General features: G+C 70.3%; 15 protein-coding genes. 11 read left to right on the forward strand and 4 right to left on the reverse strand.

The window, feature by feature from the left end:
- Positions 1–11 precede the first annotated feature (11 nt).
- On the reverse strand, positions 12–449 hold the full coding sequence (locus tag A3CE_RS56970; RefSeq protein WP_125591351.1) for a hypothetical protein: 438 nt from the start codon (positions 447–449) through the stop codon (positions 12–14).
- Between A3CE_RS56970 and A3CE_RS0142885 the strand changes: the two genes are divergently transcribed.
- The 4 genes from A3CE_RS0142885 (at position 448) to A3CE_RS0142900 (ending at position 4064) form a co-directional block, all read left to right on the forward strand.
- Entirely contained in the window at positions 448–1446 is a 999-nt protein-coding gene (locus A3CE_RS0142885; RefSeq protein ID WP_026469404.1) for an ABC transporter substrate-binding protein, read from the forward strand. The genes A3CE_RS56970 and A3CE_RS0142885 overlap by 2 nt on opposite strands.
- The gene (locus tag A3CE_RS0142890; protein ID WP_020646285.1) at positions 1443–2201 is read left to right on the forward strand and encodes an ABC transporter ATP-binding protein; all 759 of its coding nucleotides are present in this window, start codon (positions 1443–1445) and stop codon (positions 2199–2201) included. Before A3CE_RS0142885 ends, A3CE_RS0142890 begins: the two co-directional genes overlap by 4 nt.
- Positions 2198–2950, forward strand: coding sequence for an ABC transporter permease (locus A3CE_RS0142895; protein WP_020646286.1), 753 nt, complete (start codon positions 2198–2200; stop codon positions 2948–2950). The genes A3CE_RS0142890 and A3CE_RS0142895 overlap by 4 nt, the downstream gene beginning before the upstream one ends.
- Before the next feature lie 106 nt (positions 2951–3056).
- Positions 3057–4064, forward strand: a complete 1008-nt coding sequence (locus A3CE_RS0142900) for an RNA polymerase subunit sigma-70 (protein ID WP_020646287.1) — start codon at positions 3057–3059, stop codon at positions 4062–4064.
- A 10-nt stretch (positions 4065–4074) separates the two neighbouring features.
- Here the strand turns inward: A3CE_RS0142900 and A3CE_RS0142905 are convergent, their stop codons facing one another.
- Positions 4075–4641 (reverse strand): dihydrofolate reductase family protein, encoded by a 567-nt coding sequence (locus tag A3CE_RS0142905; RefSeq protein ID WP_020646288.1) that lies wholly within the window; start codon positions 4639–4641, stop codon positions 4075–4077.
- A gap of 103 nt (positions 4642–4744) precedes the next feature.
- On the opposite strand from A3CE_RS0142905, the gene A3CE_RS0142910 reads away from it, so the two are divergent.
- Together A3CE_RS0142910 and A3CE_RS0142915 are read left to right on the forward strand one after the other, a co-directional pair.
- Positions 4745–5140: a MerR family transcriptional regulator gene (locus A3CE_RS0142910; protein WP_026469405.1), complete on the forward strand. Its 396-nt coding sequence runs from the start codon at positions 4745–4747 to the stop codon at positions 5138–5140.
- Between the two features lie 106 nt (positions 5141–5246).
- On the forward strand, positions 5247–6170 hold the full coding sequence (locus A3CE_RS0142915; protein ID WP_020646290.1) for an NADP-dependent oxidoreductase: 924 nt from the start codon (positions 5247–5249) through the stop codon (positions 6168–6170).
- Positions 6171–6515: 345 nt separating this feature from the next.
- Here the strand turns inward: A3CE_RS0142915 and A3CE_RS0142920 are convergent, their stop codons facing one another.
- On the reverse strand, positions 6516–7391 hold the full coding sequence (locus A3CE_RS0142920) for a fumarylacetoacetate hydrolase family protein (protein WP_020646291.1): 876 nt from the start codon (positions 7389–7391) through the stop codon (positions 6516–6518).
- Positions 7392–7546: 155 nt separating this feature from the next.
- On the opposite strand from A3CE_RS0142920, the gene A3CE_RS52510 reads away from it, so the two are divergent.
- From A3CE_RS52510 to A3CE_RS0142935, 4 genes are read left to right on the forward strand one after another with little or no spacing between them, the layout of a single operon-like run.
- Entirely contained in the window at positions 7547–8146 is a 600-nt protein-coding gene (locus tag A3CE_RS52510; RefSeq protein ID WP_245589682.1) for a hypothetical protein, read from the forward strand.
- A complete protein-coding gene (locus A3CE_RS59040; protein WP_245589683.1) occupies positions 8140–8421 on the forward strand; it encodes a hypothetical protein in 282 nt (93 codons plus the stop codon). The genes A3CE_RS52510 and A3CE_RS59040 overlap by 7 nt, the downstream gene beginning before the upstream one ends.
- A gap of 44 nt (positions 8422–8465) precedes the next feature.
- Positions 8466–9092 carry a TetR/AcrR family transcriptional regulator gene (locus tag A3CE_RS0142930; protein WP_026469406.1) on the forward strand — a complete coding sequence of 209 codons (627 nt, stop codon included), beginning with the start codon at positions 8466–8468 and terminating at the stop codon, positions 9090–9092.
- A gap of 14 nt (positions 9093–9106) precedes the next feature.
- On the forward strand, positions 9107–9946 hold the full coding sequence (locus tag A3CE_RS0142935) for an NAD(P)H-binding protein (RefSeq protein ID WP_020646293.1): 840 nt from the start codon (positions 9107–9109) through the stop codon (positions 9944–9946).
- Positions 9947–9977: 31 nt separating this feature from the next.
- Here the strand turns inward: A3CE_RS0142935 and A3CE_RS0142940 are convergent, their stop codons facing one another.
- Complete coding sequence (locus A3CE_RS0142940) at positions 9978–11399, reverse strand: M1 family metallopeptidase (protein WP_245589684.1); 1422 nt, start codon at positions 11397–11399, stop codon at positions 9978–9980.
- Positions 11400–11710: 311 nt separating this feature from the next.
- On the opposite strand from A3CE_RS0142940, the gene A3CE_RS0142945 reads away from it, so the two are divergent.
- Positions 11711–12544 carry an ACT domain-containing protein gene (locus tag A3CE_RS0142945; protein ID WP_020646295.1) on the forward strand — a complete coding sequence of 278 codons (834 nt, stop codon included), beginning with the start codon at positions 11711–11713 and terminating at the stop codon, positions 12542–12544.
- Positions 12545–12674 lie beyond the last annotated feature (130 nt).

The following is a 12674-nucleotide window of genomic DNA, read 5'->3' on the forward strand; positions in this document are numbered from 1 at the left end:
GAATGAGTCATTCAAGACCTCCGGCGAGCGACGGCCGCCCGTCCGCGAAACGCCGGACCGCGGCGAACACGCTGATCCCCTGCGCGGCGGCGGTGGTCGCCGTGGTGGCGTTGGTGGCTTTCGTCCGCAACGCCGGCACCGCCGACCTCGGCGCTGTCTTCGGGAATGCCGAGCCGGTATGGGTTTTCGCCGCGGTGACGGTCTTCCTCGTGCCGTTGCTGGGCAACGTGCCGGCTCTGCGGGCGGTCGCGCCGGTGCGCCTGCCGTGGGGACTGACGACGGCCGCGCAGCTGGCGGGAGCGTTCGGCAACCTCGTCGCGCCCGGGAACCTCGGTGTGATGGCCCCGCTCGACCGCCGTCTGTTCATGCGAGTAGCGGTTGTCCGTGGTCGCGACGAAGGTCGAAGCTACCGGGACGAGATCATCACTTTCGTCGGGGAGGGGCGTCATGAGGCCTGGTCTGGCTGTCTTGCTCGCGGTCGCGCTGGTCGCCACGGCGTGCGGCGGGTCCGGCGGCACACCTTCCGCCGGCCGGGACAAAGTCGGCTATCTGACGTCGTTCGGCACCTTCGGCCGTGACGCCTACGCCTACGTGGCCCAGGAGAAAGGCTTCTTCACCGAAGCCGGGCTCGATGTCACGATCACGCCGGGCAGTGGCACGGTGGACGTGCTCAAGCTGGTCGCCGGGGGCCGGGCGGACGTCGGCACGGCGGACTTCACCGCCACCGCGATCACGGTGGCGAAGGAGAAGCTGCCGGTGACCGCCGTCGCGGCGGTGCACCAGCGGTCCCTCGCCGCGATCATCTCGCTCGAGGGCAACGGCATCACCAGGCCGGCGGACCTGGCCGGGAAGAAGATCGCCGATCAGGCCGGCTCGACGAACCAGGTGATGTTCCCCGTCTACGCCAAGGCCGCCGGCCTCGACCCGGCCTCGGTGCGGTTCGTGCCGGCCGCTCCGCCCGCCCTGCCGCAACTGCTGGCCTCCCGGCAGGTGGACGGGATCGGGCAGTTCGTCGTCGGCCGGCCGCTCATCGAAGCGGCGGCGCGGGGCAAGAAGGCGGTCGTGCTGCCCTACGGCGATCTGGTGCCCGACCTGTACGGCAACGTGGTCGTCACGTCGAAGGATCTCGCCGCCCGGAATCCCGCGCTGGTGCGGCGGTTCACCGCGGCGCTGCTCAAGGGGCTCGGCTACGCGATCGAGCACCCCGACGAGCTCGGCGCGATCCTCAAGAAGTACCAGCCGGCCCAGGACGCGGGGGTGGCGGCCGCCGAGATCGGGCTGATGGCGTCCTATGTCCGGCCCGCCGGCTTCACCGGCCCGCTCGGCCAGGTCGCCGAGGCGCGGGTCGGGAAGATCATCGGCACCCTCACGGACGCCGGCGCCATCCCGGCCGGTGCGCTCACCCCCGCCGACGTCGTCTCTTTCGGACTGGTGCCCCGGTCGTGATCGTCCTGGACGGCGTGGCGCAGGTCTTCGACGGCCGGGCGGGGCCGGTCCAGGCGCTCGCCGGAATCGACTTCGAGGTGGGCGAGAACGAGTTCGTCGCGATCATCGGGCGGTCCGGGTGCGGCAAGTCGACGTTGCTGCGGCTCATCGCCGGGCTGCTGCCCCCGACCCGGGGACGGATCTTCGTCGGCGGCGAGCCGGTGACCAGGCCGCGTCGCGACGTCTCGGTCATGTTCCAGCGCCCGGCGCTGCTGCCGTGGCGGTCGGTGCTGGCGAACGTCATGCTGCCGATCGAGATCTTCGGCCTGGAGCGGAAGTCCTACCGGGACCGGGCGCACGAGCTGCTGGAGCTGGTCGGCTTGCGTGGCTTCGAGAAGCGGTTGCCCCACGAGCTTTCCGGCGGGATGCAGCAGCGGGTGTCGCTGTGCCGGTCGTTGATCCACGCACCGGCGGTCATGCTCATGGACGAACCGTTCTCCGCATTGGACGCTTTGACCCGGACGGAGCTTTCCGGGGAACTGCAACGTATCCAGCTGGAGCAGCCCAGGACGGTCGTGTTCGTGACGCACTCCATCGAGGAGGCCGTCGTGCTCGCCGACCGGGTGGCGGTGCTCACCCCGCGGCCCGGCAGGCTCCGCAAGACCGTCGACCTCGCCCTTCCCCGGCCACGCGTGCCCGGGCGCCCCGACGTCGATCAGGCGGGTCGTGAGCTGCGCGACCTGCTCACCGCACCGTTCGGCGAGGAGGCGACATGAAGGCGCGGGGTGCCGTGTTGCCCGTCGTGGGGGTGCTGGCGCTCATCGGCCTCTGGTGGCTGGCGACGATCGTCTTCTCGATCGAGAAGTTCCTCGTCCCCAGCCCGGCCGACGTGGTCGCGTCGTTCCTCGAGCTGCCGGGGTACCTGCTCGGCCAGAGCCTGGTCACCCTGGCCGAGACCATCGAGGGTTTCTCACTGTCCATTGTGGTCGGTATTCCGCTCGCGATGCTGATCGTCCGGTCCCCGCTCCTGGAACGGACGTTCTACCCGATCCTGCTCGCCATGAACGCGGTGCCCAAGATCGCCGTCGCCCCGATCCTGGTGGTGTGGTTCGGCTTCGGCCAGGGACCGAAGGTGGTCCTGGTCGTGCTGGTGTGCGTCTTCCCGGTGGTCATCTCGACCGCGTCCGGGATGAAGTCCACGCCGCACGAGCTCGTCGAGCTGCTCCGCTCGTGGGACGCCTCCCGCCGGCAGGAGTTCTTCAAGCTGCGGTTCCGCCACGCCCTGCCGCAGATCTTCGTCGGGCTCAAGGTGGCGATCTCCCTGGCGGTCATCGGCGCGGTGATCGCGGAGTTCGTCGGCGCCGACGCCGGGCTCGGTTTCGTCATCGTGCAGTCCGGCGCCAGTGCCGACACGTCGCTGGCCTTCGCCGCGATGACCCTGCTGGCGATCATGAGCATCGCGTTGTTCTACGGGCTCGCGTACCTCGAGCGGAAGCTGGTGCCGTGGGCCGAGGAACACCGGTGAACGACCCATCGCGCGTATCGAGGTGTCAGCGGCTTCACCGATCAGAAATCCTCCGCCACGTCGTCAGTTCTGGTACCCCCTCGCACCGGTGGAAGGATTGACGACCATGACCGACGCCAGACCGCTGGGCGCCGACGAGGCCACGTTCATCACGGTGGTCCGCTCAGGCGATACAGCGCGGTTCGCACTCATCACGGAGCGTTACCGGCGTGAGCTGCAGGTGCACTGCTACCGGATGCTCGCGAACTACGAGGACGCCCAGGACATGACGCAGGAGACGTTCCTGCGGGCGTGGCACAAGCGGGAGTCGTTCGAGGGCCGCGCCGCGCTGCGGACCTGGCTGTACCGGATCGCGACGAACGTCTGCCTCGACTTCCTGGACAAGCGCAACGACCGCACACCCGTGCCTGCCGAGCTGCCGGGGGCGGGCTCGGAACTGAGCTACCTGCAGCCGTACCCCGACCGGATGCTCCCGGAGGACCCGCAGGAATCGGTGGTGGCGCGGGAGACGATCGAGCTGGCGTTCATCGTCGCCGTCCAGCACCTGCCGCCGCGGCAGCGGGCGGTCTTCATCCTGCGCGACGTCCTCGGCTGGCCGGCGTCGAAGGCCGCCGACGCCCTCGAGCTGACCGTCGCGTCGGTGACCAGCGCACTGCAGCGGGCGCGCGTGACGATGCGCGAGCAGCTGCCCGGCCGCCGCCTCGACTGGCGGAGCTCCGCCACTCACGAGCTGTCGAGCGACGAGCGCGGCGCGGTGAGGTCGTACATCGACGCCCATGAGCGCAACGACCTCGACGGGCTGATGTCCCTGCTGCGCGACGACCTGCGCTTCGCGATGCTGCCCGATCCGGGCACCGTGACCACGACGGCCGAGGAGGCGGTGGACGGCTGGCTCTCCGGTGGGCTCTTCCAGCACGGCCACGACGACTGGCGCGGTATCACCACGACCGTCAACCGCATGCCCGCCGCCGTGCTGTACCTCCGCACTCCCGACGACCCGCAGTACCGGCTGTTCGCCATCGCGGTCCTGCACATCGTCGACGGGAAGATAGCCGAGCTCACCGGATTCGACGCCACCGGCAAACCCTGGCTGGACCTGCCCCTGACACTGTGATCACCCGTGCTCATCGCCTCGTCTCGTATCGGGTCAGCACCACGCCGCCGGGAAACGTCCGCGTCTCGACGAGGTTCAGGTTCACCCAGCCGTCCAGCGCCGTGAAGAACGGCGTGCCACCGCCCACCAGGACCGGGTAGGTGGCCAGGGCGTACTCGTCGATCAGCCCGGCCCGCATGGCCGCCCCGGCGAGCGTCGCGCCGCCGATGCCCATCGGGCCGCCGTCCCCGGCCTTGAGCCGGGTGATCTCGGCGACCGCGTCGCCGGTGACCAGGCGCGTGTTCCAGCCGACCTTGTCGATCGTCGAGGAGAACACCACCTTCGGCGTGTCCCGCCAGTTCCGCGCGAACTCGATCTGCGCCGGGGTGACGTCGGGCTGCTGGTCGCCGGTCGGCCAGTAGGAGCTCATCGTCTCCCACAGCTTGCGCCCGTACAGCGTCAGCTCGCTCGCCCGCTCCCGGTCGAGCCACCACTGGAACAGCTCGTCGCTCGGAGGCCCGCCCCAGCCGATGTCGTCGCCGGGCGCGGCGATGTAGCCGTCCAGGGTCACGTTCATGCCGAAGATCAGTTTCCGCATCGTGCCAGCCTCTCGTGAGTCGCTCTCAGACGTACAGACGGGCGCGGCGCGAAAACCTGATCGGCGGGCTGAACCTGGACCACGCGGGCGTAGGCTCGCCAGGATGCGGATAGGCGAGCTGTCCAAGCGCACGGGCGTGAGTCCGCGCTCACTGCGGTACTACGAAGAGCAGGGCCTGCTGACCAGCTCACGCTCCGACGCGGGGCAGCGTCACTATTCCGACGCCGAGGTCCAGCGCGTCTCGCTCATCCGGCAGCTGTTCGACGCCGGTATGTCCAGCCGGGTGATCGCGACGGTGCTGCCGTGCGTGGACGTCCCCGGCGACCTGGGCATCGCCGAGGAGACGTTCACGGCGATGACGCGCGAGCGCGACCGGATCGACGCCGGCATCGCGCACCTGATCGAGACCCGGGATGCGCTCGACGTGCTGATCAAGGCCAACCGCCGGCACCAGGCGAAGCTGTCCACGACACCGGAACCGGTGGCGCGGTCGGCCTGATGCTGTGACCTGCGCCTCAGCCGCTTGCCCCTGACATCGATGTGAGCGGTGAGGATGGCGACAGCGCCCGGAAGCACCGGGCCGGTCATCCGGAAGGCGGCAGAGAATGGGACAGGCGTGGGGTTTCGGGAAGCACGGCGGGCCCGAGGTGCAGGAGTTCTTCGATCGTCCCGATCCCGTCCCCGGTCGCGGCGAGGTGCTGATCCGGGTCGCCGTCGCCGGCGTGAACCCCCTCGATCACGTCCTGCGCTCGGGTCCGGTCCCCGGGCTCGACGGCGGGCGGCCGTTTCCCCGCGTGCTGGGCATGGAGGCAGCGGGAACCGTTCTCGCCCTGGGCGAGGACGTCGACGGGCTCGAGGTGGGTGACGCGGTCTTCGGCTTCGCGCTCACCGGTGACGGCACCTACGCCGAGACGACGGTGCTGTCCGCGCCCAACACCGCGCGCATCCCGGCGGGCCTGTCCGCGACCGTGGCGGCAACGCTGCCGGTGGCCGGGACGACCGCGGTGGACGCGCTCGACCAGCTCGGCCTCCCGGCCGGTGCCACGATCCTGGTCAACGGGGTCGGGGGCGGGGTCGGCCTCGCCGTCGCCCGGCTGGCCGCCGCGCGCGAGCTGCGGGTGATCGGCACCGGGAGTACCGCCAAGCGCGAGCACGCCGAAGCCATCGGAGTGCGGTTCATCGACTACACCGCCGAGGACGTCGTCGCCGCGGCACGCGAGCTGGTTCCGGACGGCTTCGCCGGGATCGTCGACCTGGCCGGCGGCACCTCGCTGCGGACGGTCGCTCCGCTGGCCAAGGAGCCCCGCACCATCATCTCGGTGGGTGATATGTCCGTGCCCGATCTCGGTGGGCGTCTCGTCGAGCGTCGCCTCGACCGCGCGAACCTGGAACGGGCCGCCCGGCTGGCGCTCGACGGAGTCCTCGCACCCGTGATCACCGCGGTCCATCCGCTCTCCGACGCCCCGGCCGCCCTCGCCACCGTCGAGAACGGTCACAGTGCGGGCAAGGTTGTCATCAAGATGGCATGAGAAGTGCCCGGCCGCCCGTTCTCCGATCAGGGTGGCGGTGGTGCCGGCGAGTGCGGTGAAGATGATGACGCAGATGTCCTGGCCGATGCGGGTGATCCCGATGACGCGGCCGTGGAGGTGGGGTGGGGCTCCCTTGCCGCGGTGCCGCGATCGTACTGAGCCGGCCAGGCCTGCTGTACCCGAATTTCCTCGCTGCGGCTTGGCAGTGCGTTGGCTTTCACCTCGTCACTTCCGTGTCCACATTGGTCAGTTCGGCCGTGGCCCGCCAGAGGAAGCCACCGTCCTGGCCGCCCAGATCAAATCCCGGCGCGCCGACAACACGCCGACCCCGGGCGCCAAGGACCCTCAGCGCGCGGCGAGCACCCGGCGTACCTCGTCCGCGCCCAGTACCACGGGGGAGTGCAGTGATCCGACCTCGCCGATCTCGATCTCGACGACGTCTCCCGGCCGCAGCCCGAGGTCGAGTCCCGGCACGATGGACGTGCCCGTGGAGAGCACGGCGCCGTCGGGGAAGTCGTTGTCCCGCCACAGGTATTCGACCAGTTCGGCCGGTTCGCGGTTCAGCTGGGCGGTACTGGCTTCGCCGGCGAACACCTCGTGACCGTCGCGCAGGATGCGCATGCGGAGATCGAGCGACAGCCGGTCCGGCACCTCCCACGCCGGCCGCACCCGCGCCGACACCGCGCACGAACCGGTGTAGATCTTGGCCTGCGGGAGGTACAGCGGGTTCTCGCCTTCGATGCTGCGGGAGCTGACGTCGTCGACCACCACGTACCCGGCGATCTCCCCGGCACCGGTCAGCAGCAGGCCGAGTTCCGGCTCCGGCACGTTGTTGGCGGAATCGGCGCGGATGGCGATCGGCTCGCCGTCGGTGACCACACGCCACGCGGACGACTTGAAGAACAGCTCCGGTCGATCCGCGCGGTACACCCGCGCGTAGACGTCCTCGTCGGCGCTCTCCTCCCGGCGGGCCTCCTCGGACCGCAGGTACGTCACCCCGGCGGCCCACACCTCCATCCGCCCGTCCAGCGGCGGCAGCAGGCGGACCCCGGCCGCGGACACGGGCTCCCCGGCGGCCTCGGCCAGCTCGCGGATCTCCGCCACGGGGCGGCGTAGCAGGTCACTCATCGACGCCACCGCGAGCGGCCGCAGCTGTTCATCGGTGAGCACGCCGACCCGGATGGTGCCGGTTCCGTCGGCGAATCGCACCAGGTGACTCATCCCGGACCTCCTCGTCACTATCGAACCTACGGAGTGCGGAGCGCGGCGGCTACGGGGACACGCGGATCGGAATGAGTGGCCACCCGGCCGTTTGCCCGTGGACGCATCGGGCACCCGGAGATCTTGACCCTCGAGATCAGGGGAAAGGCCCGAGCATGACTGCTCAGCGCGTGCCGGAGGCCCTCGTGGTGGGCTTGGTGACCGATGAGGGATTCCCTCGGCAGCTCGCCGGGAGAATCGTGGACGGCCTGCCCGGGCACCTGGCCCGCGACCTCGGTGATGGGACGACCTGGCAGGTCGAGCACGAGACGCGGTCGCTGCCGCTGGACGAGGACGGCAACATCCCGATGCTGGACCTGGCGCAGGAGCGCCGGGCGGAGCACGAATGGGACCTCCTGGTGCTGATCACCGACCTCCCGCGGCGGGCCGGCACGGTCCCGATCGCGTCGGACTACAACGTCGGCCACGGTGTGGCGATGGTGTCGCTGCCGGCGCTGGGTGCGCTGCGGCTGCGTGGCCGGGTGTCCCGGCTGATCGTGCACCTGGTCCGGCACCTGGTGGCGCACCGCTCGGCGAAGGCGGCCGATCCGCCGCGGCGGTTCCGCGACCGGCTGCGGGAGCTGGTGGCGCCGACGCGGCACATCCGCGGCCGCGGCGCCGCCGATGAGCACCTGGCCTTGGTGGGCGTGCGTGGCCGGCTGCGGCTGCTCCTGCCATCCTTTTCGGGCTGGCACTGCTGGCGTCGATCGTGCTGATCGAAGGCACCTACTTCGCGCAGGTCCTCGGTCATCCGGCGGGCCCGGCCCCGTACCTCAAGCTGGTGTGGCTCGCGACTTCGGTGGGCATCGTCGCCGGGGCGGTGGGCTCGAGCCTCGAAGACGAGGAACGCGTCCGCCGGCGACCTACAGCCGCCGCGAGCGGGAGCGGCAGCAGCGCAACCGCGAACGCGCCGAGGAAGCCGAAAGCGGCGGTGACGACTGAGCGGTCACCGGGCAGCTCATCATCAGTTCCCGAGGCGTCAACCGTGTGATTGACGCTTGTCATCCAACTGATTGACTGACTACAGTGACGGTCATGTCGGCACGGAGGGCGCCACGGCCGGAAGATCGCGGCCGGGCGGCGGAGCAGACCCGGGAGCGGATTCTCGACGCCGCCATGGCCGAGTTCGGAGCAAAGGGCTACGCCGGCGCGCGCACCGCCGGAATCGCCGCGCGCGCGGGCGTGAACCCGCAGCTCATCTCGTACTACTTCGGCGGCAAGCAGGGCCTGCTGGAGGAGCTCCGCCGCCGTTGGCAGGAGATCGAGGCGTCCGTCGCCGCCCCCGATGCCTCGTTCGGCGCTTCGGTCGCCGCCCATCTCGACGCGACGCTCGACCGCCCCGACTGGGCCCGGTTGGTGGTCTGGCAGGCGCTGGGCGACTGCCCCTTCGCCGACGCCGAGGAGGGCGAACGCTACGCGCAGGCCCAGCGGGACAGGCTGGCGAAGGGCGTGCAGCGGATCCGTGAGCGCCGGGACGCCGGCGAGGTCACCGGTGACATCGACCCGCGGTTCGCGCTGCTGGTCACCTATGCGGTGGTCTTCTCGCCGATCGCCCTGCCGCAGTTCGTCAGGGGTCTGCTGGGCGACGATCCGTTGTCTCCGGCGGTCCGGCGTTGGCTGCACGACCAACTGATCAAGCTGCTCGGCGCAGCCGGGGATTGAGGGAGGAGCCGGACATGGTCGCGGTCGTCTTCGGGGCCAGGGGGAACGTGGGTCGTCACGTCGTCAGTGGTCTGCTCGCGGCGGGCGAGAAGGTCCGGGCGACCAGCCGGACACCCGATGCTGCGGGCCTGCCGCCGGGTGTGGAGGTCGTCGCGGCCGATCTTGAGCGTCCCGAAACCCTGCGCGCCGCGCTGGAGGGTGCCGAGAAGGTGTTCCTCTACGCCAAACCCGACGGTGTCGAGGGTTTCGTCGACGCCGCCGCGGACGCGGGCGTCCGGCACGTCGTACTGCTGTCGTCGGCGGCGGTCGTGGTCCCGGACGCGGAACGCAATCCGATCGCCCGGCAGCACCGGACCGTCGAATCGGCCATCGAGCGGTCCGGCATCGACTGGACGTTCGTCCGCCCGGGGATGTTCGCCACCAACACGCTGTGGTGGTGGCAGCGGCCGATCCGGGACGAGGGTGTCGTGCGGAACCCGTATCCGGATGCGCAGACCGCTCCGGTCCACGAGAAGGACATGGCCGCGCTGGCGGTGACCGCGCTGACCCGGCCGGGTCACCGGCGACAGGCCTATACCGTCTACGGGCCGCAGTCGCTCACGCTGCGGCGGCAGGTCGAGCACCTCGGCGACGCCCTCGGCCGGACGATCCGCTTCGAGGTGATCTCTGTGGTCGAAGCGCGAGCGGAACTGGGCAAGACGATCCCGGCGATCGGCGTGGAGACCTTCTTGCGCCAGTGGGCGGCCCGCGACGGCACCCCCGCGCAGGTTTCCACGACCGTCGAGGACGTCACCGGCCGGCCCGCGCGGACCTTCGCACAGTGGACCGTGGACCACGCCGGCGACTTCCGCTGACGGACCACGATGTCCGCACTGTCCGGCGTGGTCAGAGTGCCGGCTTGCCCGGCTGGTAGAGCCAGGTGTGGAAGAACGAGCCGAGGTCGCGGTTGGTCAGCCGCTCGACGAACTGGATGAATTGCCGCGTCGACACATTGCCGTATCGGTGAACTGTCGGCCACAGTGTGAGCACTGCGAAGAAGGCGCGGTCGCCGATCTTCATGCGTAGCGCCTGCAGGGTCATCGCGCCGCGGTTGTAGACCAGGTCGTTGAAGATGTTGTCACGTCCGGGGTCGGCGACTTCGCCGCTCCAGTCCTTCTCGTCGGCGTAGGTCTTCGCGAAGGTCTGTTGCACGGGGACGTTGTTGAACTTCTCTTGGTAGAGCCACTCCGTGTAGGTCGCGAAGCCTTCGTTGAGCCAGATGTCCGACCAGTGCACCGGAGTGAGGCTGTCGCCGAACCACTGGTGGCCGAGTTCGTGGGCGAGCAGGTCGCCGTCGACATCGCTGGTGCGCTGGTCGTAGACCGGCCGGCTCTGTGTCTCGAGGGCATAGCCGACGCCGACGTCGGCGAGGATGCCGCCGGTCGAGTCGAACGGGTACTGCCCGTACACCGAGGATTCCCAGTGGGTGATCTGCGCCGTGGTCTGGTTGAACACCTTGCCCTGACCGGGTTTGGTGTCGATCGACTGGCCAATCGCGGTGATGTTCGGCAGGCCGCCGGCCGTCACGCCGCGGGTGACGTCGTAGTCGCCGATCGCGAGCATGGCCAGCTCACTGGCCAGCGGCCGGTTCATCGACCAGCGGAAGGTGGTCTGGTGATCGCGCGTGGTGGTGGGCCCGGGTTCGCCGTTGGCCAGCACAGTGAGTCCGGTTGGGACGGTGATGGTCTGGGTGTAGGTCGCTTTGTCGTCGGGGGTGTCGTTCACCGGGTAGTAGGTCGCCGCGCCGATCGGCTGGTTGAGTGCGACCGCGCCGTCCTTGGTGGCGACCCAGCCGGAGAGGCCCAGCGCGGGGTCGTCGATCTCCTGCGGGACGCCGGCGTAGGTCACCGAGACGACGAACGGGCTGCCCTTCCGCAGGCCGTACGGCGGGGTGATCACCAGTTCCTGGGCACCGCTGCGGGTGAAGCCGGCGTTCAGGCCGTTCACCGAGAGTCTGCTGATCGTCAGCGGTCCCTGGAAATCCAGGTCGAAGCGGGAGAGATTCTGGGTGGCCGTGGCGAGAATCGTCGTGGTCGCGTCGATTGCGTGGGTTTCGGGGCTGAACGCCAGCCGGATGTCGTAGTGGCTGACGTCGTAGCCGCCGTTGCCCATGTCGGGGAAGTACGGATCCCCGGCGCCGGGCGCACCGGGGGAGTACGGCGATGCCGGCGCCGCCTCCGCTGCCGGGCTCGTCGCGGCCAGCAGACCGGCGGACAGTGCGCAGGAGATGACCACCAAGCGGCCACGGCTACGATCGGCGCCTCGCATGGGTCCTCCTCGGCAAGCATCGACGCTGAAGAGTAGGACCGAGCCGACACGCGGATCAAGCCTGGTGCGACGGCGGCCTCGAAGTCCGGTTCGGGCGGTTCCTGGGCCTTTGTGTCACGCCGCCCGCGTTCCTGCGGCACAGGCACAAGACGTGGCTGAGCGCCGGGGCCGGCGCAGTGCGGCGATGGCGAACTCCCGACGTGGCGGGTAACAGCCGGTTTGCCCGGGCGGGCCGGATCGGCGTGTGCGGTTAACTGAATCGTGACAGGTCGGCGAGGGCGGGGGTAAACGAGGGCACGGATGCTGGCCGCATGACCGAAGCCGAGGTACCGCCGAAGACCGGGAAGCGAGCGAGGACCTCGATCAGCCGTGAGCTGATCGAGCTCGCGGCGCTGTTCATCGCCACCGGGGTCGCCGATCTGTTCGTCAGCACGTTGTCCCACAACCGGGTCGGGCCGGTCATGCTGTTCGCGCTGGGTGGGCTCCTGGTCGCCACCGCCGCGGGGCGCCGGTGGTGGACCCACCGTGCGCGACCGAACCGGGCGCGCGGCACCGCGGCCGAACACCCGCCGCGGACCGGGGTGGCGTGGCGGGTGCGCGCCACGGTGCGTGACGTGCCCGGGAGCTTGGCCGGGGTGACGGCCGCGTTGGCGGCGCACCGCTACGACATCGTCTCGTTGCAGGTGCTCGCGGTGCCGGACGGCGTGGTGGACGAGTTCCTCGTCCGCGCGCCGGACGGCGCGACCGCGGCGGACATCGCCACGGTCACCGAACTGGGCGGTGGCCGGGACGTGCGGGTCGTCCCGGCGGACGTGCACGAGTTCGTCGACCTGCCGACCCGCGTGCTGACCATGGCGGCCGCGGAGGAAACGGACCTGGTCCAGTTGCTGCGGGCGGTACTGGGCGAGTGCGGCATCGAACGCAAACCCGCCGGACGCCGGGGGAAAGGGGCCGGTGAAGGCATCGACGGAACGATGCTGCGGCTGGTGGACGTCGACGGCGGCGTCGTGGTGGTGACCCGGCCGCCGCTGCCGTTCACGCCGGTGGAATTCGCGAGGGCCAAGGCTGTCCTCGACCTCCAGCGCCGCCTGGCCGGGCCGCGGGCCACCACGGCAGCGGTGATCCAGCCCCGCCTCGAGCGGTGACACCGCGCGGTCTATGACCTTCAGAGGTCCAGGACGACGTCCTCTCCCGGCCGGGCGCAGCAGAGCGGCCGGCCCGGGTGCGCACGATCCGGTCGCCGGCCTGGACCTGGCCCTCGGTGATGACGCGCAG

The sequence above is a fragment of the Amycolatopsis balhimycina FH 1894 genome (assembly GCF_000384295.1).
GTDB classification, from domain to species: domain Bacteria; phylum Actinomycetota; class Actinomycetes; order Mycobacteriales; family Pseudonocardiaceae; genus Amycolatopsis; species Amycolatopsis balhimycina.

Excerpts from the sequence above, each read along its gene's own strand:
- A3CE_RS0142910 (WP_026469405.1), top strand. The coding sequence starts at position 4,745 with ATGCGGATAGGCGAGCTGTCCAAGCGCACGGGCGTGAGTCCGCGCTCA.
- A3CE_RS0142915 (WP_020646290.1), top strand. The coding sequence starts at position 5,247 with ATGGGACAGGCGTGGGGTTTCGGGAAGCACGGCGGGCCCGAGGTGCAG.
- A3CE_RS0142905 (WP_020646288.1), bottom strand. The coding sequence starts at position 4,641 with ATGCGGAAACTGATCTTCGGCATGAACGTGACCCTGGACGGCTACATC.
- A3CE_RS0142935 (WP_020646293.1), top strand. The coding sequence starts at position 9,107 with ATGGTCGCGGTCGTCTTCGGGGCCAGGGGGAACGTGGGTCGTCACGTC.
- A3CE_RS56970 (WP_125591351.1), bottom strand. The coding sequence starts at position 449 with ATGACGCCCCTCCCCGACGAAAGTGATGATCTCGTCCCGGTAGCTTCG.
- A3CE_RS0142920 (WP_020646291.1), bottom strand. The coding sequence starts at position 7,391 with ATGAGTCACCTGGTGCGATTCGCCGACGGAACCGGCACCATCCGGGTC.
- A3CE_RS52510 (WP_245589682.1), top strand. The coding sequence starts at position 7,547 with ATGACTGCTCAGCGCGTGCCGGAGGCCCTCGTGGTGGGCTTGGTGACC.
- A3CE_RS0142945 (WP_020646295.1), top strand. The coding sequence starts at position 11,711 with ATGACCGAAGCCGAGGTACCGCCGAAGACCGGGAAGCGAGCGAGGACC.
- A3CE_RS0142900 (WP_020646287.1), top strand. The coding sequence starts at position 3,057 with ATGACCGACGCCAGACCGCTGGGCGCCGACGAGGCCACGTTCATCACG.
- A3CE_RS0142940 (WP_245589684.1), bottom strand. The coding sequence starts at position 11,399 with ATGCGAGGCGCCGATCGTAGCCGTGGCCGCTTGGTGGTCATCTCCTGC.
- A3CE_RS0142885 (WP_026469404.1), top strand. The coding sequence starts at position 448 with ATGAGGCCTGGTCTGGCTGTCTTGCTCGCGGTCGCGCTGGTCGCCACG.
- A3CE_RS0142930 (WP_026469406.1), top strand. The coding sequence starts at position 8,466 with ATGTCGGCACGGAGGGCGCCACGGCCGGAAGATCGCGGCCGGGCGGCG.
- A3CE_RS0142895 (WP_020646286.1), top strand. The coding sequence starts at position 2,198 with ATGAAGGCGCGGGGTGCCGTGTTGCCCGTCGTGGGGGTGCTGGCGCTC.